16 protein-coding genes and 1 pseudogene are annotated in these 19732 nt (G+C 61.0%); 12 read left to right on the plus strand and 5 right to left on the minus strand.

From position 1 onward, the window contains the following. The first annotated feature begins 2 nt into the window (after nucleotides 1-2). Together ligK and C0Z16_RS07045 are read left to right on the plus strand one after the other, a co-directional pair. Complete coding sequence (gene ligK / locus C0Z16_RS07040) at nucleotides 3-686, plus strand: 4-carboxy-4-hydroxy-2-oxoadipate aldolase/oxaloacetate decarboxylase (RefSeq protein WP_102631457.1); 684 nt, start codon at nucleotides 3-5, stop codon at nucleotides 684-686. A gap of 34 nt (nucleotides 687-720) precedes the next feature. Further along, a complete protein-coding gene (locus C0Z16_RS07045; RefSeq protein ID WP_102631458.1) occupies nucleotides 721-1623 on the plus strand; it encodes an NAD(P)-dependent oxidoreductase in 903 nt (300 codons plus the stop codon). Nucleotides 1624-1651: 28 nt separating this feature from the next. Here the strand turns inward: C0Z16_RS07045 and C0Z16_RS07050 are convergent, their stop codons facing one another. Next, nucleotides 1652-2569 carry a LysR family transcriptional regulator gene (locus C0Z16_RS07050; protein ID WP_102631459.1) on the minus strand — a complete coding sequence of 306 codons (918 nt, stop codon included), beginning with the start codon at nucleotides 2567-2569 and terminating at the stop codon, nucleotides 1652-1654. Nucleotides 2570-2695: 126 nt separating this feature from the next. Here C0Z16_RS07050 and C0Z16_RS07055 point away from each other — a divergent pair, with 126 nt between their 5' ends. The 4 genes from C0Z16_RS07055 to C0Z16_RS38650 are packed head-to-tail and all read left to right on the plus strand — an operon-like array spanning nucleotide 2696 to nucleotide 5769. Then, nucleotides 2696-4084 (plus strand): M20 family metallopeptidase, encoded by a 1389-nt coding sequence (locus C0Z16_RS07055; protein ID WP_102631460.1) that lies wholly within the window; start codon nucleotides 2696-2698, stop codon nucleotides 4082-4084. Between the two features lie 54 nt (nucleotides 4085-4138). After that, nucleotides 4139-5431 carry an MFS transporter gene (locus C0Z16_RS07060; RefSeq protein WP_102631461.1) on the plus strand — a complete coding sequence of 431 codons (1293 nt, stop codon included), beginning with the start codon at nucleotides 4139-4141 and terminating at the stop codon, nucleotides 5429-5431. Nucleotides 5432-5434: 3 nt separating this feature from the next. Further along, nucleotides 5435-5563: a hypothetical protein gene (locus C0Z16_RS39310; protein ID WP_279635053.1), complete on the plus strand. Its 129-nt coding sequence runs from the start codon at nucleotides 5435-5437 to the stop codon at nucleotides 5561-5563. A 44-nt stretch (nucleotides 5564-5607) separates the two neighbouring features. Beyond that, entirely contained in the window at nucleotides 5608-5769 is a 162-nt protein-coding gene (locus C0Z16_RS38650; protein WP_244201196.1) for a hypothetical protein, read from the plus strand. Nucleotides 5770-5843: 74 nt separating this feature from the next. Here C0Z16_RS38650 and C0Z16_RS07070 read toward each other — a convergent pair whose 3' ends face one another. Both C0Z16_RS07070 and C0Z16_RS07075 read right to left on the minus strand, forming a co-directional pair. After that, nucleotides 5844-7544, minus strand: coding sequence for a hypothetical protein (locus C0Z16_RS07070; RefSeq protein ID WP_175130662.1), 1701 nt, complete (start codon nucleotides 7542-7544; stop codon nucleotides 5844-5846). 519 nt (nucleotides 7545-8063) lie between these two features. Further along, nucleotides 8064-8402: pseudogene (locus C0Z16_RS07075) on the minus strand (HD domain-containing protein); the annotation flags it as partial. Nucleotides 8403-9064: 662 nt separating this feature from the next. On the opposite strand from C0Z16_RS07075, the gene C0Z16_RS07085 reads away from it, so the two are divergent. Together C0Z16_RS07085 and C0Z16_RS07090 are read left to right on the plus strand one after the other, a co-directional pair. Next, complete coding sequence (locus tag C0Z16_RS07085; RefSeq protein WP_146014292.1) at nucleotides 9065-10816, plus strand: hypothetical protein; 1752 nt, start codon at nucleotides 9065-9067, stop codon at nucleotides 10814-10816. Between the two features lie 508 nt (nucleotides 10817-11324). Further along, nucleotides 11325-14351: an ankyrin repeat domain-containing protein gene (locus C0Z16_RS07090; RefSeq protein WP_102631464.1), complete on the plus strand. Its 3027-nt coding sequence runs from the start codon at nucleotides 11325-11327 to the stop codon at nucleotides 14349-14351. 536 nt (nucleotides 14352-14887) lie between these two features. Here the strand turns inward: C0Z16_RS07090 and C0Z16_RS07095 are convergent. Next, nucleotides 14888-15364, minus strand: a complete 477-nt coding sequence (locus C0Z16_RS07095; RefSeq protein ID WP_102631465.1) for an acyl-CoA thioesterase — start codon at nucleotides 15362-15364, stop codon at nucleotides 14888-14890. A gap of 287 nt (nucleotides 15365-15651) precedes the next feature. Between C0Z16_RS07095 and C0Z16_RS07100 the strand changes: the two genes are divergently transcribed. The 3 genes from C0Z16_RS07100 (at nucleotide 15652) to C0Z16_RS07110 (ending at nucleotide 18290) form a co-directional block, all read left to right on the plus strand. Then, a complete protein-coding gene (locus C0Z16_RS07100; protein ID WP_175130661.1) occupies nucleotides 15652-16056 on the plus strand; it encodes a cupin domain-containing protein in 405 nt (134 codons plus the stop codon). Nucleotides 16057-16820: 764 nt separating this feature from the next. Beyond that, nucleotides 16821-17138 carry an ArsR/SmtB family transcription factor gene (locus tag C0Z16_RS07105; protein ID WP_013591875.1) on the plus strand — a complete coding sequence of 106 codons (318 nt, stop codon included), beginning with the start codon at nucleotides 16821-16823 and terminating at the stop codon, nucleotides 17136-17138. A gap of 90 nt (nucleotides 17139-17228) precedes the next feature. Continuing rightward, nucleotides 17229-18290, plus strand: a complete 1062-nt coding sequence (locus C0Z16_RS07110; protein ID WP_102631466.1) for an alkene reductase — start codon at nucleotides 17229-17231, stop codon at nucleotides 18288-18290. Nucleotides 18291-18412: 122 nt separating this feature from the next. Here C0Z16_RS07110 and C0Z16_RS07115 read toward each other — a convergent pair whose 3' ends face one another. Then, a complete protein-coding gene (locus C0Z16_RS07115) occupies nucleotides 18413-18940 on the minus strand; it encodes a GNAT family N-acetyltransferase (protein WP_102631696.1) in 528 nt (175 codons plus the stop codon). Between the two features lie 133 nt (nucleotides 18941-19073). Between C0Z16_RS07115 and C0Z16_RS07120 the strand changes: the two genes are divergently transcribed. Then, on the plus strand, nucleotides 19074-19721 hold the full coding sequence (locus C0Z16_RS07120) for a VTT domain-containing protein (protein ID WP_102631467.1): 648 nt from the start codon (nucleotides 19074-19076) through the stop codon (nucleotides 19719-19721). Nucleotides 19722-19732: the final 11 nt, after the last annotated feature.

Below are 19732 nucleotides of genomic sequence, written 5' to 3' on the forward strand. Positions count from 1 at the left end.
ACATGTACGAACTCGGCGTGGTTTATCGCAACATCGCGCGCGCGGACAGCCGCGTCGCGGACGGCCTCGGCGCGCTCGGCAGCGCGACCGTGCACGAAGCCATGGGACGCGTCGGCCTGATGAAGCCGTACATGCGCCCGATCTATGCGGGCGCGCCGGTGAGCGGCACGGCCATCACGGTCCTGCTGCATCCCGGCGACAACTGGATGATGCACGTCGTAGCCGAACAGATTCAACCGGGCGATGTGGTGGTGGCAGCCATCACCGCCGATTGCACGGACGGCTATTTCGGCGACCTGCTCGCAACAAGTTTCCAGGCGCGCGGCGCTCGCGCGCTGATTATCGATGCGGGCGTACGCGACGTGAGCGTGCTCGCCGAAATGGGCTTCCCCGTCTGGAGCAAGGCGATCTCGGCGAAGGGCACGATCAAGGTCACGCTCGGCTCGGTGAACATTCCGGTGGTCTGCGCGGGCGCACTCGTCACGCCGGGCGATGTGATCGTCGCGGATCAGGATGGCGTAGTCGTCGTGCCATCGGCGAAGGCTCAGGAAACGCTCGACAAAGCCAACGCGCGCGAGGGAAACGAAGGGCAAAAGCGTGACAAGCTCGCATCGGGGGTGCTCGGCCTCGACATGTATCAGATGCGCGAACCACTGAAGCAGCTGGGTCTGCGCTACGTCGACTGAGCGTCACCACGGACGCTATTCCCAGAGTACCAGCATGCCTCACTCAACTCATCGATCCGGCCGCCGTATCGCGATTATCGGCTTCGGCGAAGTCGGCCCGATCTTCGCGCGCGCGTTGACGAACGTCGGCCGAACAGTGTCGGTCTTCGACATCAAGCTGCAAGACGCGGCCACGCGCGCGACGATTATCGAGCGCGCCGACAGAAGCGGCGCGCAAATCGCCGACGATCTTGCTTTCGCGCTGCGCGATGCGCAACTCATCTTTTCGGCTGTGACCGCGAGCCAGGCCGAAGCCGTTGCGACTGCGGCGGCCGCGCATCTCAAAGCGGGCCAGGCGTTCATCGATCTCAATTCGGTGTCGCCCGCGGTGAAGCAGCGCAATAGCGTCACGGTCCAGCAAAGCGGCGCCGACTACGTGGAAGCCGCGGTCATGGCGCCGGTGCCGCCGCAAGGCATTCGCGTGCCGATGCTGCTTGGCGGACGCGTCGCCGAGCAAACGGCGGAACTCCTTAACGGACTCGGCATGCGTTGCGAAGCGGTAGCGCAGGAAGTCGGGCTCGCATCGGCGATCAAGCTGTGCCGCAGCATCATGATCAAGGGCATGGAAGCGCTATGCGTTCAGTCGATGCTCGCCGCCCGCCAGTTCGGCGTGGACGGCCGCGTGCTGGGTTCGCTCGCGGCCACCTTCCCCGGCGTGGGCTGGGATACTGGCTACGAGGCGTATCTGATCGGCCGGGTGGTCGAACACGGTCAGCGGCGCTCGGAAGAAATGCGCGAAGCCGCGTTGATGCTCGACGGCCTCGGCATGTCGAGCGCGCTCGCGACCGCCGTGGCCGACGTGCAGGAGCAGCTTGCCGCGCGCGCCGCACCGCTCGTCAACGCGCTCGACAAGAAAGGCAGCCTGCCTGAGTGGCGGACATTGTTGAAGCCGGCATGAGGATAAGCGCGGCTCGCAGCGCGCATGATTAACCGCGCTCCGATGTCCGCTTCAAATCGTCGATGATCCAGTCCAGACATTCCTGCGCAAGCTCGTCGAGCTGACGCCCCGCGAGTGTCATGACCTGAAGCCGGCGCTGCGCGAGCAACGGATTGTCGAAGGCAATCGCCGTCAAACGATCCACGGCGAGGCGCTTCGCTACCGACACGTAGCCGGACGGCATGATCGCGTGCGGCACGACTTGCGCAAAACGGTAGAGTGCCGCGACGTAGCGGCTCGTCATCTTCGGTACGATCTCGATGCCCTCGACACTGCAGGCAATGTCGAAAAGCTGCCGGTTCGTCGTGCCCTTGTCCTGCAGCAGTACAGGATAAGCGGCGAGATCCTTTAGCGAGACTTTGGCCTTGCTTGCGAGCGGATGATCGTCGTGCATCAGCGCCATCACCGGCGCGCGCTGCGTGAATTGCACGACCACGCCCGGCTCGGGCTTGAAAGTAAACGCAAGCGAGATCGACGCTTCACCGGAGAGCAACATCTGGCTCGCGCGCTCCGAAGGTACAACCTCGAGCTGAATCGCAACATCGGGATGCTTGCCGCAAAACGCGCCCAGCGACACGGGCAGAAAGTCGAACGCAAAACCTTCCGTGCACGTAATCGTAAGCGTGCGCGCGCGCCGCCGCTCGTCGCCCTGGATTTCATCGAACACGGTTTGTGCGTCGGCGAGCGTGCGCTGCGCATGACGAAACAGCAGGCGCCCCGCGTGCGAAAGCACCATTCCGCGCGCATGACGCTCGAACAGCGGCACGCCAATGTCGCCTTCGAGCTTGGCGATATGCCGGCTCAATGCCGACACGGTCAGGCCGAGCTTCTCGGTTGCCGAAGTCAGCGAACCCGTCTGCGCGACCACCGAAAAATAATAAAGCGAAGGCTGCAGCAGTTTGCGCATGACGTCGATCAGCGAGGCCGGCTTGAGGTTTGACTGAAACGCAAATGTACCTTGTTTGATTGCGAATACAAAAATACTTGCGCAGGGCTAATCTGGGGACACCCGATTTAATACGACTCATCCTCTATGTCCCGACACAGCGCTCTTGCCCTCGCCTGCTCGCATTTCGACAGCGGCGATTTTCTTGCAACCTTGAGCCGGCGCGTCGCGCTCGCCACCGAAAGCCAGCGTGCCGACGCCGCGCCGCTTCTACGGCGCTATCTTTCTGGCGAGATCGAAGGCGCGCTAAAGGCACTCGGGTTGACCTGCGAGATCGTGGATAACCCGGTGGCCGGCATGCCGCCGTTTCTGATCGGTGAGCGCATCGAATCGCCGGCGCGTCCCACGGTGCTGCTCTATGGCCACGGCGACGTGATCGATGGTGACGCCGCGAACTGGACTAACGAGCGCACGCCCTGGCAAGTGCGCGTGGAAGGCGAGCGCTGGTACGGCCGCGGCATTGCAGACAACAAGGCGCAGCATTCGATCAACCTCGCCGCACTCGCCGCCGTTTTCGCCGAACGCGGCGAGCTCGGCTTCAACGCGAAGATCGTCTTCGAGATGGGTGAAGAAGTGGGCTCGCCAGGACTCGACGTAATCTGCGCAACGTTGCGCGAGCGGTTGTCGGCGGACCTGCTGATTGCCTCCGACGGCCCGCGTCAGCGCGCCGCGTCGCCCACCGTGTTCCTCGGCTCGCGCGGCGCCTTGCACTTCAGGCTGCGCGTGGCCAATGCGTTCGGCGCGCGGCATTCGGGCAACTGGGGCGGCGTGCTCGCGAATCCGGCAACGGTGCTCGCCAATGCACTCGCAAGTCTCGTCGACGGTCACGGCCGTATTCGCGTGAACGGACTACTGCCGCCGCCGATTCCGCCGCAAGTGCGCGAGCGTGTCGCTCATCTGGAGATCGGCACTGACGAAGGCGATCCGCCGCTGTCGCCGAACTGGGGCGAGCCCGGCCTCACGCCCGCCGAACGCGTGTTCGCATGGAACACGCTCGAAGTGCTCGCGATGCAATCGGGCAACGTCGCCAATCCGGTCAGCGCGATTCCGCGCGCGGCAGAAGCAGTGTGCCAGTTGCGCTTTGTCGTCGGCACCGACTGGCGGCGCGCGAAGGAGTTGATCACCGCCCACCTGGCGCGCGAAGGCTTCGAAGGCATAGAGGTGACTATCGAGGCGTCAGGCAACGCGACGCGGCTCGATCCGGACGACCCGTGGGTTGCATTCGCGGAGCGCTCGATCGAGACATCGACCGGCAAGCCCGTGACGTTGCTGCCCAACCTCGGCGGCACGATTCCGAACGAATGCTTCGCCGACACGCTCGGCCTTGCGACGATCTGGATTCCGCATTCGTATCCGGGATGCCGCCAACATGCGCCCGACGAACATGTGCTCGCGCCCGTCATGCGTGAAGCCTTGCAACTGATGACGGGCGTCTTCTGGGATCTCGGCGAACCCGGTGTGCCGCACGCCCGCTGACGCTCCTTTTTCCGCTATTTCCGCCATTTCGGCCTCTTGAACGGAACACACATCATGGATTCGACTGTCATCGAGGATCGCGCGCAGCAGACAACCGCGAAGCCCATGCGGCGCCTCATCGTCGCCACGAGCATCGGCAACGCACTGGAGTGGTTCGACTTCGCCGCCTACGGCTTTTTCGCCGTCACGCTCTCGAAGCTGTTCTTTCCCGCTCATGACGAGACCGTCTCGTTGCTGCTGACGTTCGGCACCTTCGGCCTTTCGTACGTGTTCCGGCCGCTCGGCGCGCTGCTGCTCGGCCGCTATGCCGATCGGCGCGGCCGCAAGTCAGCGTTGCTCGCATCGCTGGGACTCACGACGATCGGCACGCTGATCTGCGCGGTGATTCCGACGTACGCGTCGATCGGTCTCGCGGCGCCCATCGGTCTGATGACGGCGCGCATTCTCATTTCGTTTTCGACCGGCGGCGAGTTCGGCAGCGGCACCGCACTCATGATCGAACAGAAGAGCAAGCGCAAGGCGTTTCTCGCGAGCTGGCAGTTTTCCAGCCAGGGGATGAGCACGGTGCTCGCATCGTGTGCGGGGCTGGCGCTCAGCACGCAGTGCTCGCCCGCGCAGATCGAGTCGTGGGGATGGCGGGCGCCGTTCATCTTCGGCCTGCTCGTCGCGCCTGTGGGTCTGTATATCCGCCGGCATATCGACGATACGTTGCCCGCCGCCGCGAACGCAGCAACGCACAACGCGCCTGTGCGCGAACTGCTCGCGCACAGCAAGGGCCGCATTCTTATTGCCGCCGGCATCATGGCGGTGTCGACCGCAGCAAGCTATCTGATGATTCTCTACATGCCGACTTACGCAGTGAAGCAGTTGCATCTGCCGGCATCGACCGGCTTCGCGGCCACGGTCGTAACGGGCACCATTCTGATGGTCTGCACGCCGCTCATGGGCCATCTCGCCGACCGCTACGGACGCAGCCGCATGATGGTCATCTCCGCGCTTGCCACGGTGGCCACGATCTATCCGTGCTTCGTCTGGCTGATCAAAAGCCCGTCGTTTGCGGTGCTGATCGCGATCATGGCACTGGCCGGCGCGTTGAAGGCCATCTACTTCGGCCCGCTTGCCGCGGTGCTCTCGTCGCTCTTTCCGACTACGGTGCGCAGCACTGGCCTCGGCTTCAGCTACAACGTGGGCGTGATGGTCTTTGGCGGATTCGCGCCCTGGCTCGTGACCGCGATGATCGGCGCGACGCACAATCCGCTGTCGCCCGCGTTCTATCTGATGGCGTGCGCGGTGTTGAGCCTGGCATGCATTGCGGTCTATCACTTGAAACTCGTCAAGCACATCTGACGCATGACCCGCCAGGAAGATCCGTTCAACTGGAACATCGACGCGTTCACGTATGCATCCGATGCAGGCCGCTTCGATACGGGTACGCCTTCGGCGCTGCCCTTTATCGCGTCGCAACCGGGCATGACGTGAATGCGCGCCAGGCTGCGGGCCACAATGAATGTGGCGCGAGCATCATGGCCGAGGCGCCCCTGCATCTCGACGCAACCCGGCTCGTTGCGCAACTGAAGGAAGCCAGCCTCTTCGTCGATTCACACAACCGCACGCTGCGCTTCTCGCGGGGCGTGTGCAGGACGCGCGCGGGGTTCGAACGGCTCGCGCAATGTCTGCCGCGATGAAGTCGGCGCGCGCCTTTTCGCGAGCGCCCCGCCGATGCGATGGTACTTCTCGTTGGCCCCTTCAGCGCCCTCTGTCAGTTGTCCGGATGGCTCGCGATGAAACTGACGAATGCGTTGTATGTCTGATTCACCGTAACGCCGTCGATCATCAGGCCGTAAGTGGTGTTGCCGCTATCCAGCACGTAGTACATCGCGGACTGAACGTTCTTCGTCTTTCTAGCCTGATAGTAGCTCGCATAGCGCGAGCTGATGTAGTTGGCGCGATACGATTGGCTCTTTTCCGGACCCGTATTCCACTCCGTGATCAGAAACGGCGCACCGTAGCGCGCTTTACAGTAGGTTGGCAGATCGAAACCCGGACCTGAACCGTCGGACCCGATATTGAAGATGTCGCCGTACACCTCGTAGTTGTGCCACGTCGTCATATCCCAGCGCACTGTTGGGTAGCCACTCGTGCCGTCCGGCTGCATACCGTCCCATAACGCGTCGGCCGCGCCTATGTCCGCGACGCAGAAGTTGATTCCGCATTTCGCCGTGCCCTGAGCCGATTTGACGCCGTCGATCATGCCCCGCATCACGCCGCGCATGATTGGCCAATTCGTGTTGTTGAAGTCGACGGCCTTGGTCCCGGCGTTGGTGGAGTCGAGAATGATTGCGGCGTCGCGTGTCAATTCGTTGCCGCACTCGTACATCACGACGCCGTACGGCGCGAGCGCGGCAGCCACTGTCGCGCCGCATGATCGCCCCCGGTTGTATGCAACCGACTCACTCGGGAAGAGCACACCATTCCAGTCGCGCACGCCGATGTCGATCAGCACGAACAGCGTGAGCCCAGCCGACTGGAACGCCTGCGCGAGGCTGACCACCGCGCCGAGTTGCGTCGGATCGTCAGTGGCGCCGACGCGATAGGTCGAACAGCCCATGTTCCTCATGATCGACACGACCTGCGCGGGTGTGTAGCGATAGTCGTAATGCCCGTTGATGCCATGGAACGTGCCCCTCGCCGCCGCCACGGAAATGCGCGGATCGGTGCACGGCAACCATCGCTCGATATCCGTGCATACGTAGAACTGCCCGCCCGTTGCTCGATACCAGAGCTTGCCGCCATACCACAGCAGCAACGACACATTCGACGTCGTGCCGACCGCGGCGTTGTTGCGAAGGACGACGCCGTTCGCCACGGTCCAGACCGCGCCCACTTTGTCGATGATGTACGACGCGCCGGGGATGGTCGTGCCGTCAGCGGACGTTCTACCAAGGCGCGGATCGTTGGACGAGAACCAGTTCGAACCATTCCATCCATAGAACTGTCCGCCTGTTCCCTCATGATAGATGCCGCCGCCATACCAGAGCAGCAACGACACGTTGTACGTGTTGCCGGCCTTGATGCCGTTCCGGTAAACCGAACCATTGACGACTGTCCAGCTGGCCGCCTGATTGTCGGTGATCGACGCCGCGGGCGGGATGGTCGTGCCGTCGGCCGATGCCGGCGTGCCGCGGTTCGACGCCCCTTTGTTCGTATTGCCCGACGACCCCGAAGTCGATCCATTCGCGCCCGTGGACGTTGCGCTGCCTTGCGCAGTGGTCGTGCTCGCGGTCGTCGCTGCGGTGCCGGTGCTGGTGGTAGCGCCGCTTGCGTTGATCCCACTGGTCGTGCCGCCCTTGTTAGTTGCGGCGTCCTCGCCACTGCCCGAGCCGCCGCCACCGCACGCACTCAACACATAACTACCGCCGACAGCAGTCAGCAAACCGAGAAATTCACGTCGTTTAATCATGACAAGCCAATCCAGCGTCGGGGCGCGCCCGGAGAAAACTGCGACAAGGGAATGAGGGTGCGTGGTCGAGAGAAGTGGACCGGCCTTTGTTATTTAGTTCGATATCCTTATCAATCGACGCTTGGCGTCGACCAGGAAAGGGTTGCGACTAATGGGGCTCGGTCAATTTTCCCGCCGCCTGTTCAGGCGATGCAGCCAATGTCTGGATGTCGGCAGGAGGCACGCACTTGCGTAGGGCTGGGGCGAAATAACACGAATCTTTCGGAGAAGAACGCTATGCGGAAATGATTTGCTTCTCCGCACAATAGGAGAAAAAGAAGGCGCTGCCGCTGCCGAGTGACGCACCGGTCACCACCGCTCAGGTTTGGGCGGACCATCTGCAAAAAGCGACAGCGCAAAGGAACACGTCCAGCTCGGGTGGTCTGGTCGGCTATCACTACGGCAGCATCACGCGCTCGGGCAGCTGCGTCGACGTGTCTGCCGAAGGAACGCCCGGCGCGCTGATGGTAGCCGGCCAATTCAGCGGTGCTGATGTGTGGGGTCGTTGCAAGCGCACTCGTAATTTGAGTCGTTCCACGCATTCCCGAGAATGATGCTGCAGAAGTTCTTGCGACGGAAACCCGGGTCCTTTAGCGCAAGCACATCGTCGTTGACCGTGCCGAACGTCGAGTCCGGCCGGTGCTTCATGCCCTCGTTAAAGGCGTGAATGATCTGCTCCTTGAAGTTCTTTCCGCGAGGGTGAGCAGCGACTACCAGCTTGCGCTGATCCTCGGTGAACTCGTCGTATGCGAAGCCGAGCACGCCCATCTCGACGCCCGCCGTCACGAGTTGAACCACGGGCTTCTTGAATGGCGGAATCGCGCCAAAGATAATTCTCCACACCGGCAGGCGCAGTCGTGATACTGCATCGCGCCTTCATTGATGCCCTTATTGGTCACCTTGATACGGTCACGCTAACGTCCTCGCGCGACTAACAGCTGTCTTCCGCCAGGCGAGCGCCAAGGCATCGATGGCGGCAATTGACCCGGCGAACAAAATCATGGACTGAACGTCGCTTAGCTGCGTGCAGCGGACCTTAGAATGTCCGACTCCTTCGACGGTCGACTGGCCGGAACTGGCCGAACCTGGGCGGGCGCCGACCTCGCAGGATCGCTAATCGCAGCAGATATGCAGAAGGCATGGACCGACCCACTTCGGACCTACGATCTGTCGACAACTAACGGCAGCTTTCAAAGTGAAACGGCCATCTACCCCCGTTTCCCGCCATCCCTGAATGAATCATTCCACGCCGAACTTTAACGGTATCCGATCACTTTTCATGCCACTTACCCAAGCGCAGCCGCTGCAAGTCTTTAGAAGCATTATTGTCGGCAACGGACCATGTGGCGCGCATAAGCTTCAGCAACCGATAATTTTCTTTCGCTCAATTCCTTCATGATTCGCTTTCGTGGTCAGCACGCGCCGATGTGAGGGGCATTATCGCAAAGTGATTGCTCATATTTCACACGAACCGCCCGGCTATGACGCGAATCTCATCGAAACCTGCTGGTACACCCGCGCCGACGAGCAGCAGTACGGCAACGACGCCGCCCCACGCCGCAACAACACATGAGCCGAAGCGCCGTCTGCTGTCGCTGCTGCCCTTCGGCGGACGCGCGCGCCCATCCCTACGCACGGCGACGCCCGTTGCAGCGGGCGGCAGGCCGCTCGCCGTTACGCGCCCGCACTCGACGCCGCCGCGCGGAGATATTCGGGCACTTACCGCAAAGTTATCGACCCAACGCGTGCCGCGCGACAACCGGCCTACCGCATCGACATCTGGCGCGGTTGCGGAGGCGCGCACCATCCACCCCGAGCGAATGCTCGAACGGCTTCACCGGTTGATGGGCCTAAGCATCGATGCGAAAGTGGCCGACGAGATTCTCGCTGTCGCCGGCAACGCCCAGTGTCCGGTGAAGTTCGACGGCTTCGGCCGGATCGAAGATTTTGCGCCACTGCATCTAATACCGCCGACGTTGGTCACGAAGCTCGAGAACGCGGTGATCGAGCCGCTCACGAGCACCAATGCGCGCGGTCCGCGCGACGCGCCGCGCGCCGAGCGTGACATCCTCGTGCGCGCAATGCATCTGCTTGGCATGGAACACAATCCGGTCAACCATGCGTTGCTTGACGATTCGAAGAAGCTATTCATGTCCGGCGCGTTCAGCCGCGAAGCCGTCGCCGCATTTCTCCACGACGCGATTGGACGCGTCAGCGACGACCCGCTGCTACATGATCAATTCACGAAACTTGCGGCTGAAATCGCGAAGCCGGTGACCGTGCCACAGCTGGCCGACAATCTGTACGGTCGTACATTCGAATCGCTGCTGGTGGACGATCTGGTGCGCTGGCCTACGAAGGGTATGCTGCGCGCGACGCGTGAGCTCGGGCGCGGTGTAGTCGAAACGCTGGAGTCGTATCCGCCTGCCGTACTCGACGAAATGGCAAACATTCTGCGCAGTGACGTGCGGCCCTGGTTCGGGCTGTCACCATCAATGCGAGAGTTTCTCGAACGCCCATCGATGGACACGCTCAAGGCATGCATGGTCGATACGTCGAACGGTATCGAAGCAATCAAGACGATCAACGTCGCGCAGCGCATGGTTCTCGCCATTCACAACGTGTCTGAGCGCGGAGAAATTCGGCGCCCTGGCTGGTATCGCCGCTGCTTCGATTTCTACTCGGATTTCCTCAGCTCGCAAAAACCCGGAGGCAAGTCGCGATTGTCCGGGGTGGCCGCGCAGCAGCCGGGCAACTGGCTGCACTACCAGCCCAATGCTGCGACCACGAAAAGCCCGTGGCAAGGAACGAGCTGGACGCACGCCCGGGTGGTCACTCCGGAGCGCCTTTCGCTCTTCGAGCAGGATGCGCTCGCGCGCGGGCAGCCGATCGTCAACGGCGCGTCCGGCCAGACCGGCATGGTCGTGTCCTTCGCTCACTATCTTGCGCGGACCCATCCGCGGCTATCGCAGCATGACCTGCATCTGGCGATCATGACTTGCCTTGTCTTCAACGGCGGACACTCGACCGAGGAAGTGTTGTTTGCGCTCGATGCGATCAAAGGGCTGTATGCGCCGGACAGCGTAGAGCCGGGTTGGGCAAGTGGTTTTCGCGGCGGCTATGAGGCGATCGAGGAACTGGCCGGCAATGAGGCCGACAAGCAGATGCTGCGGGACCGCATGGACGCCGCGTTGAAGCGGACCGTCGCCTATTGCGCGATGCATGTTGCCTGACGGTTGTATACTCAGACATCGCGATCGATCCAGGTCCATGCGCGAGGCACTTCTTTGTGGGATGGCAATGTTGGGTCGTCAGCGCAAAACGGCACAATGCGAAAACAGTGTCGGTATTGCGGCGACATAAGTCGGTGCCGCATGCCGCGGTGGCCAATGGCCCAACAACCTCGTTAGACACCCGAATGTTCCTTGCCAAAGGTGGAGGCGACGTTCCAGTGTCCGTATGAAGGCACCGGCGACCGGCCGTAGTTGGCCGACAGTATGCGTTCACACCACCAACCGGAAAGCCGCCGTTGAGGATTCCAATGTCGGCTCTGCAAAGTGTTCATCGAACTGGTGCTATCGGCCAGAACCAGTCATTCAGCATGAGGAAATACCCTGTCATAGGGCGTCCGGTTCAGGTCGGATAACTGCCGTTCAACAGTGACCGGAAAACTTGCTATGAGATTGGCTGGCCAGACGGCCATGAGAGAATTCTTGTTCTTGCACTTGTCCTCACCGCATCATGAAGATTCTCGAATACACAGGCCTCGACACCTCACGCGTCGAGGCCAGCTACGACAAGGTGTCCGCGGCCATCGCTCGCCACGACTTTCGGGCTGCCCAAGTCAAGAAGCTCGCCAATCTGAGCCACGGCAAGTTCTACCGGGCGAAGCTGGATGACGCCGACCGGCTGTTGTTCTCGCTGGTGCGCCACGGCGATGAAGTCTGCGCACTGATGCTGGAAGTGATCGCCAATCACGCCTACGATAAGTCACGTTTCCTGCGCGGCGCGGCCATTGACGAGAGCAAAATTCCAGACATCAGCGCTGATGACGCCATAAGGGAGGCGCAAGCTCTACGCTATCTCCATCCCGAGCGTACCGGCATTCACCTGCTCGACAAACCGATCTCGTTTGATGACACGCAGGAGACCATTTACCGACAGCCACCTCCCCTAGTTGTCGTCGGTAGCGCTGGCAGTGGCAAGACCGCATTGACGCTCGAAAAGCTCAAGCATGCCGAAGGTGAGGTGCTCTACGTCACCCACTCCGCCTTCCTGGCGCAGAGCGCCCGCGACCTTTATTACGCCAACGGTTTCGAGCATGGCGCTCAGGATGCCGTATTTCTGTCCTACCGGGAGTTCGTCGAGTCGATCCGCGTTCCGGCAGGACGCGAGGCTAGCTGGCGCGACTTTGCGGGCTGGTACTCCCGGATACGGCAGAACTTCAGGGATGTCGATGCCCACCAGGCTTTCGAGGAGATTCGCGGCGTGATTGCTGCCAGCGCGGGCGGCGTCCTGTCGCGCGACGAGTATCAAGCACTGGGGGTGCGTCAATCAATCTTTCCCGTAGAACGGCGCGACCAACTCTACGATCTGTTTGAGAAGTATCGCGCCTGGCTGGCCGAGGCAAAGCTCTACGACCTGAATCTGGTCGCCCAGGACTGGCAGGCGCTGGCTGCGCCGCGCTACGACTTCGTGGTTATTGACGAGGTGCAGGACATCACCACCGTGCAACTCGCGCTCGTGCTGAAAACCCTGAAGAAACCTGGCCATTTCATGCTCTGCGGGGATTCCAACCAGATTGTCCATCCCAATTTCTTTTCCTGGAGCCAAGTCAAGAGCCTGTTCTGGAAGGACCCGAAACTGGCCGAGCGGCAGGAGTTGCGCGTGCTAATGGCCAACTTTCGCAACGGCCTGGAGGCCACTCGCGTCGCCAATCAGTTGCTCAAGATCAAGCAGCGGCGCTTCGGCTCCATCGACCGCGAGAGCAACTTCCTGGTCCAGGCCGTCGGCGGCGAGACCGGCCAGGTTACGCTGATACCCGACAAGGACGCGACCAAGCGCGAACTGGACCAGAAAATTCGCCAATCCGCCCAGTTCGCCGTCCTGGTAATGCGCGATGAGGACAAGGCCGACGCCCGCAAGCACTTTGCCACGCCGCTGTTGTTCTCGATCCACGAAGCCAAGGGTCTCGAATACGAGAACATCGTGCTCTACCGTTTCATCTCGGATCACCGGGGCGAGTTCAACGACATTGCCGAGGGCATCGCCAGGACCGATCTGGCGGTCGAGACACTGGATTACAAACGCGCCAAAGACAAGAGTGACAAGTCGCTCGAAGTCTATAAGTTCTTCGTCAATGCCCTGTATGTAGCGCTGACGCGCGCCATCAAGAACATCTACATGATCGAGTCGGACACCGGGCATGATCTGTTCGCGTTGCTGGACCTGATCGTCGGCCAGACCAGGATCGAGGCCAGGCAATCCACGCTCGAAGACTGGCAGAAGGAAGCACGCAAACTCGAACTGCAGGGCAAGCAGGAGCAGGCGGAGGCCATCCGCCGCACCATCTTGAAGCAGGTCCCGGTGCCGTGGCCGGTGTTCGATGAGGCCAAGGTCAGGGAACTACTGATCAAAGTCTTCCGCGAGCAGTCTCCGGGCAACAAGGGCAAGCAGCAACTCTTTGACTATGCCACCTGCTTCGATGAACCGCAGCTCGCCGAGTGGCTGGCAGTCGAGGCGAAATTCGAGCAGGCACGAACCTTTGATCGGCAGCGCGCGGTGTTTGCCCGCAAGAGCTACGTCCCTTTCTTCGCCAACCGCTTCAAGGACATCCTCAGGCAGTGTGACCAGCATGGCGTCGATCATCGTCTGCCAATGAACCAGACGCCGCTGATGGCCGCCGCTGCTGCAGGAAATGTGGCGCTGGTGGAAGCACTGCTGGAGCGCGGTGCCGACCGCGATGCCGTCGATCACTATGGTCACAATGCCCTGCACTGGGCTTTGCGTCAGGCATTTGGCGATGCAAAATTCGCTGCTGGCCCGCTGGCGGCAATCTATGAATGCCTGGCTCCGCCCTGCATTGATGTCAGAGCGGGTGATCGCCTGGTCCGCATCGAGCGGCATCTGTCTGAATACTTGCTGTTCCAGACCCTGTGGGTATTGTTCAAAGCCCGGTTCAGCAAGCTACGAGGCAATGCAGACAGCGCGTTCCAGACCCAAATCATCCTCGATGCCTGGCAACACTTACCCGCTAACATCGCGCGGCCAGAGCGCAACAAGCGCCAGCATCTTTCTGGCGTGCTGGCGAGGAACGAAATCGACAGAGACTATGCCTACAACAGATCCCTGTTTCTGCGCGTATCCACCGGGCGGTACCAGTTCAATCCCAAACTCGCTGTGCGTCGCCGCCAGGGCGAAGAAGAAAACTGGGTCCCGATCTACACGGCACTCAACCTCCCGTTGATTAGCGAGTTCGCCTACAACGACGGCTGGATCAGCACCTGGGACAATATCGACAAGCTTGTGGTCCTTGCCGGACTACCTGAACGAACCACACCCATCGCGGCTGAACGCTTCGCTGAACGGCAAGCGGCCGAAATGAGGGAGTTGGACGAACGCAGAGCCAATCAACTTGCTGCCAAGGCACGCATTCGTGCAGCCGCCGAAGCCACCCAGAACAGAGCGCCACGATGGGGAACAAAGGAAGCCAAACGGCTTGAAATCGAACGTGTGAAACAGGAAATCGAAAGACGAAAGAAGGGTTGACTTGCCAATACTTCTTTTGGGGCGGCTTTCGGCCGAGGGCGTGTCAAAACTCGAAGTTGCCTTGTTTTCGGGTGTCGCTTTACCCCTCCCCAGGTGCCGCAAAGCCGATACAGAGCATTCTGGCGGGTCGACTTTCGCGCGCAACGTCGAAGCCGCACGTTTTGACACACCCTCGGCCAACTGCTGCCGTTCGACCGCGCTCTTAGATGGACATTCGAACGTCGGCTTCGACGAAGCAACGGACCGTCGCGCGTCGACGGCAGCCACCTCGCAGTCGGCTGGACGATCGGCGGGCTTATTGGCAGCGGTTTATGTCCACTATGGCGCGCAGGTGACTGCCGGAGCCGCCGGCCAGTTATCGATGGACGTTCCCAACTTCAGTCGTGAGCCAGAGCTGATCGAGCCTTTCAGGCGCGCGCGGCCCGTCTCGCCGTGTCGGCAACGCGACAGCATAAGTCTCGGCCATCCAGCCGGGCTGTTTCTTTTGTGCTACCCGTCTCTTTGCCTCGATACGAACAAAGCGTGGCCGCCAGACGTCAGTGCATCTTATCGGCTTCGACGCGCTCCATGGCATTCTCTCCGACTGCGACGGGCGGTTGCGCGACCGGCCGCGAATTCTCGCGATAGCGGGCAACCGCCTCGTCGGCATCGCGGATCTGTGTACGGCCGTGTGGCGCCGGCTCGCCGTTTTCATCGAGATTCACGAACACCATCTTCTCGACCGTCAGGATGCTCTTGCGCGTGATTTTGTTGCGCACCTCGCAGCGCAGCGTGATCGACGTGGGGCCAAAATGGGTCGCCGTCATGCCGAGCTTGATGATGTCACCCTGCCGGGCCGAACTGACGAAGTTGATCTCCGACATGAATTTGGTGACAACGCGCTGGTTGCCCATCTGGCAGATCGCGTAAATAGCGGCTTCTTCGTCGATCCAGCGCAGCAAGCTGCCGCCGAACAGCGTTCCGTTTGGATTCAGATTTTCGGGCTTGACCCACTTTCTGGTCTGAAAATTCATTTGGCATCCCGTCTTTCAGCGTGTTCTGGTCTTTGAACGTGGCCAAATCAAGGTTGACACTGAAACTATAATCTATATAAGGTTTTCCCTTATTTTTTCAAAAAACTCGGGAGAGGCGAGGTCGCCGTGCGACCGAAGGACGGTGGCCGCGCCGTGCTGATCGCGTCATCGCGTGCTGATCTCGCGCCGGCGCCGCGTGCAACGAACACGACTATGCGTCGGCCGATGCGCGCATCATTGGCAGCGATGCCTGTTATCGGCGCACGCGCGCCAACGGCGACCTTCAGGTGACCGACATCGACAACATCCAACCGCCGGCGGACAAGCCACGCCTGAAGATGCTGCAATCCGACACACTCAGCATCAACTGGGTTGAGTATCAGGACGCGCGGGACCGCTCGAAACTCAGCCCGCATAGCCACGCGAATTTCGAGCAGGGCTCGCTCGCGATTGACGGACACTTCGTTCATCACCTGCGCGTGCAATGGGGCGTCGATGCGAACCAGTGGGGAGAAGATCAGCATGTCGGGGCCGGCCCGGCTTCGATGAACTCGATCCCGGTTCACCTGATCCATACCACCGAAGGCGTCGGCGCGGGCCGTCATCTGTTGATCAACGTGTTCTCGCCACCGCGCAAGGACTTTGTCGACAAGGGTTGGGTCGCCAATTCGGCCGATTACACACACGGTTGAGCGATAGCGAGGCCCGGCATGTTCGCCATGAATTCCACGCGGGCGCCAATGACGGGAGTAATCTCAGAAACGGCCGTCCGCTCAAAGCAGCACCGAACGGCCGGTGAGGGTCGTAAGTACGCGTTCGCCGATGTGAGCGTCGGGCTCAGGATCCGGCTCCGGCGAACGGCCGGTTAGCGCCGTGCAGCCGCCCGATGTTGGACGATAGCTGAGCGTCTGCAATGGCCGATCACCAGCCTCCCACGCCGAGCACCCCATCTCTGACGACGCTAACCGTCCAGACCGAGGCGAAGATCGCAGCGACGTTCGAGCACCCAGGACACCCCAAAATGCGCTGTTGGCTCGTCGAGCACGTTTCGGATCGAAACCGAAAGCAGAATGAAACTTTCCGGCAAATCAATACTGGATGGGGCGGGTACGGACATATATTTAGTTATCCGAACGTAAAGCAAAGCGCAACGCCGCCCTTTTCGGCTTTTGCGGCGCTCCTGACGCCACGACAAAAAAACAAAACTATAAGCAAAACAAATGCATACGATCAAACCCCACACTATGGGACGCCGGGTGTGCGCTTTTTTGCGCGTTTACAGCACCCTTAAAAAGGGCGGACTTTTTGTATGTCGATATTGAATCACCCCATCGCCAGTAGTGCCTCGATATATATCGTCAAATTCCGATATATACTTCGTCCTGTAGCGATGCAGACGTGAGGACACCTGCACCCTCCACGCCTGCCCATTGAAGCAGCTCGACGGTGTTGACGAATGAAACGAACCCCCATCGCCCCGGACATCGACGCGATACATAAAGCGCTCGCCAATCCGGTGCGCCGCGAGATTCTTGGCTGGCTGCGCGAGCCATATGCGCATTTCGCCGACCAGGAACTCCCGCTCGATCACGGCGTGTGCGCGGGCAAGATCGACGCGCGCTGCGGGCTCTCGCAGTCCACCGTGTCGGCCCATCTCGCCGCGTTGCAGCGCGCGGGGCTCGTCACGTCGAAACGTGTGGGTCAATGGGTGTTTTTTAAACGCAACGAGCCCGTTATTCAGGCGTTTCTCGAGCATATGAACTCAAAGCTCTGACCGGTCTCGCATCGCCGCTTCCTTTCGCTTTTTCGTTGCCACGCAACTATTTTTCGCCAGGCGTCCGCGCCTCGGCCAAGGTGAACATTTATGCCGACTCTTTTCGACCCGCTGCAAATTGGCGACCTCACGTTGTCGAACCGCATCATCATGGCGCCGCTCACGCGCCAGCGCGCCGAGGAAATCCGCGTGCCGAACGCGCTCATGGCGAAGTACTACGCTGAACGCGCAACGGCCGGTCTGATCATCAGCGAAGCCACTTCGGTCACACCGCAGGGCGTGGGTTATGCGGAGACGCCGGGCATCTGGTCGCAGGAACAGGTGGAGGGCTGGAAGCTGGTCACGAAAGCCGTGCACGCTGCGGGCGGGAAGATCTTCTTGCAACTGTGGCACGTCGGCCGTATTTCCGACCCGTTGTTCCTGGATGGCGAGTTGCCCGTCGCGCCGAGCGCGATCGCCGCGAAAGGGCACGTGAGCCTCGTGCGTCCGGAGCGTCCCTATGTGACGCCGCGCGCACTCGAACTCGATGAAATCGCCGGCATCGTTCAGGCATTTCGCAAGGGTGCCGAGAACGCGAAAGCGGCTGGCTTCGACGGTGTGGAAGTGCATGGCGCGAACGGCTATCTGCTCGACCAGTTCCTGCAAGACGGCACCAACAAGCGTACCGACGCGTACGGTGGTTCGATTGAAAACCGCGCGCGGCTGCTGCTTGAAATCGCCGACGCATGCATCGACGTGTGGGGCGCAAATCGCGTGGGCGTACACCTTGCGCCGCGCCGCGACTCGCACGACATGGCCGACTCAAATCCCGCAGCGACTTTCGGTTACGTGGCCCGCGAACTCGGCAAGCGCAAGATCGCGTTTATCGCCGCGCGTGAAGCGCTCGGTGAGGACCGTCTTGGCCCACAATTGAAGAAGGAATTCGGCGGTCCCTATATCGCGAACGAAAAGTTCACGAAGGAAACCGCGCAGCAGGTACTCGATGCAGGTGAAGCGGACGCTGTGGCATGGGGTCAGTTGTTTATCGCGAATCCGGATCTCGTGCGCCGCTTCGCAACCAACGCGCCGTTGAACAAGCCGAATCCCGCGACCTACTACGCGCGCGGCGAAGCGGGTTATGTCGATTACCCGGCGCTCGAAACGGTGGAATAAGCGCGGCAACGTGCTGCTGGAAAGTGGCGGGCGCTATCGGTAGCGGAGCAGTCTCCGGCGGCGCCCGCTTTCTTTTGCATTGTGCTATGGCCGGCCGGCTCGCGCCGCGCACAGAAATAGCATCATGCAAGATCACGCTGCATGAATACGCGTTTCGATTCATCGAGCCCTCGTGCGACATGCGCGTCGCGCCTTGCGATCAAAGCCGCATCGAGTTCGGCTTCTTCGATCTCGCGGAACCCCAGACGCCGGTAATACGGTGCATTCCACGGCACTTCACGATACGTCGACAGGATGAGTCGCATAAGCTTGCGCGAACGCGCGAGTTGTGCGACCTGCTCGATCAGTGCCGCGCCGATGCGCCGCCCTGCGTGCAATGGGAGCACATCGAGTTCCTGAATATAGATGCGCGCGGGCTGCGGCTCGAACATCACAAATCCGGCGCACGTTCCGTCGACATCCACCGCAACGATGATTTCCTGCGCCGCGATTTTGCGCTCGATCAGCGCGAGACACATGGGCGGCGCGTCCGCAATACCCGACATGCCCACGCTAACGAAGCGCAGACCCGCCTCGAACTCGATCGTGCGAACGGTTTCGGCATCGTGTGGGGCCGCAAAACGGAAAGTGACGTGGGCGGGTTGTTGCATGGTCATTGGATAGTTGATGTTCGGCTCGATTGCCGGCACGCCACGCGATATTGACATTAGCCCGGCGAAATAGACAAGTATCCGCATCGGCAGAGGACTAAACTGCTGAACATCCGACTATCGTGAGACCGGCATGCACCTGATGCAAATGCTGCAGATCGCCCTGCACTTCGACCAGCACCTGAGCAGTCTGATCGTGCAATACGGCACGGCCGTTTATGCGATGCTGTTTATCGTTGTGTTCGTCGAGATCGGCTTTCTGCCGCTATTCTTCCTGCCGGGCGATCCGCTGATTTTCATTTGCGGCGGGTTGGCCGCCACGGGCGCGCTCAACGTCTGGCTCGTGATTCCGCTGCTATTCGCGGCAACGGTGGCGGGAAGCGTGGTCGACTACGCGATTGGCCGCGCCATTGGCGAAAAAGTGTATACGGCCGACTATCGCTGGCTCGACAAGAACGCGCTGCGCAAAGCGCATGCATTCTATGAGGCGCGCGGCGGGCTGACCTTTCTGCTGTCGCCTTTCATTGCGGTCGTGCGCACCTTCGCGCCGTTCGTCGCCGGCGTCTCGCGCATGACGTTCACGCGTTTTCTGTCGTTCGTCACGGCGGGCGCGGCGCTCTGGATCGTCTCGCTTGTCGCGGCCGGCTATCTGTTCGGCAACGTGCCACTCGTGCGCGATCACATGAGTTCTATCGTGCTGCTAGGGGTTTCGCTCGGTGTGGGATCGTTGCTCGTCAGCGCGCTTTGGCGTCTGGTCAACCGCCGCTCGCGGGTTCACTGAGCCAATATGCG

This window comes from Paraburkholderia rhynchosiae, assembly GCF_002879865.1.
GTDB classification, from domain to species: Bacteria; Pseudomonadota; Gammaproteobacteria; order Burkholderiales; family Burkholderiaceae; genus Paraburkholderia; species Paraburkholderia rhynchosiae.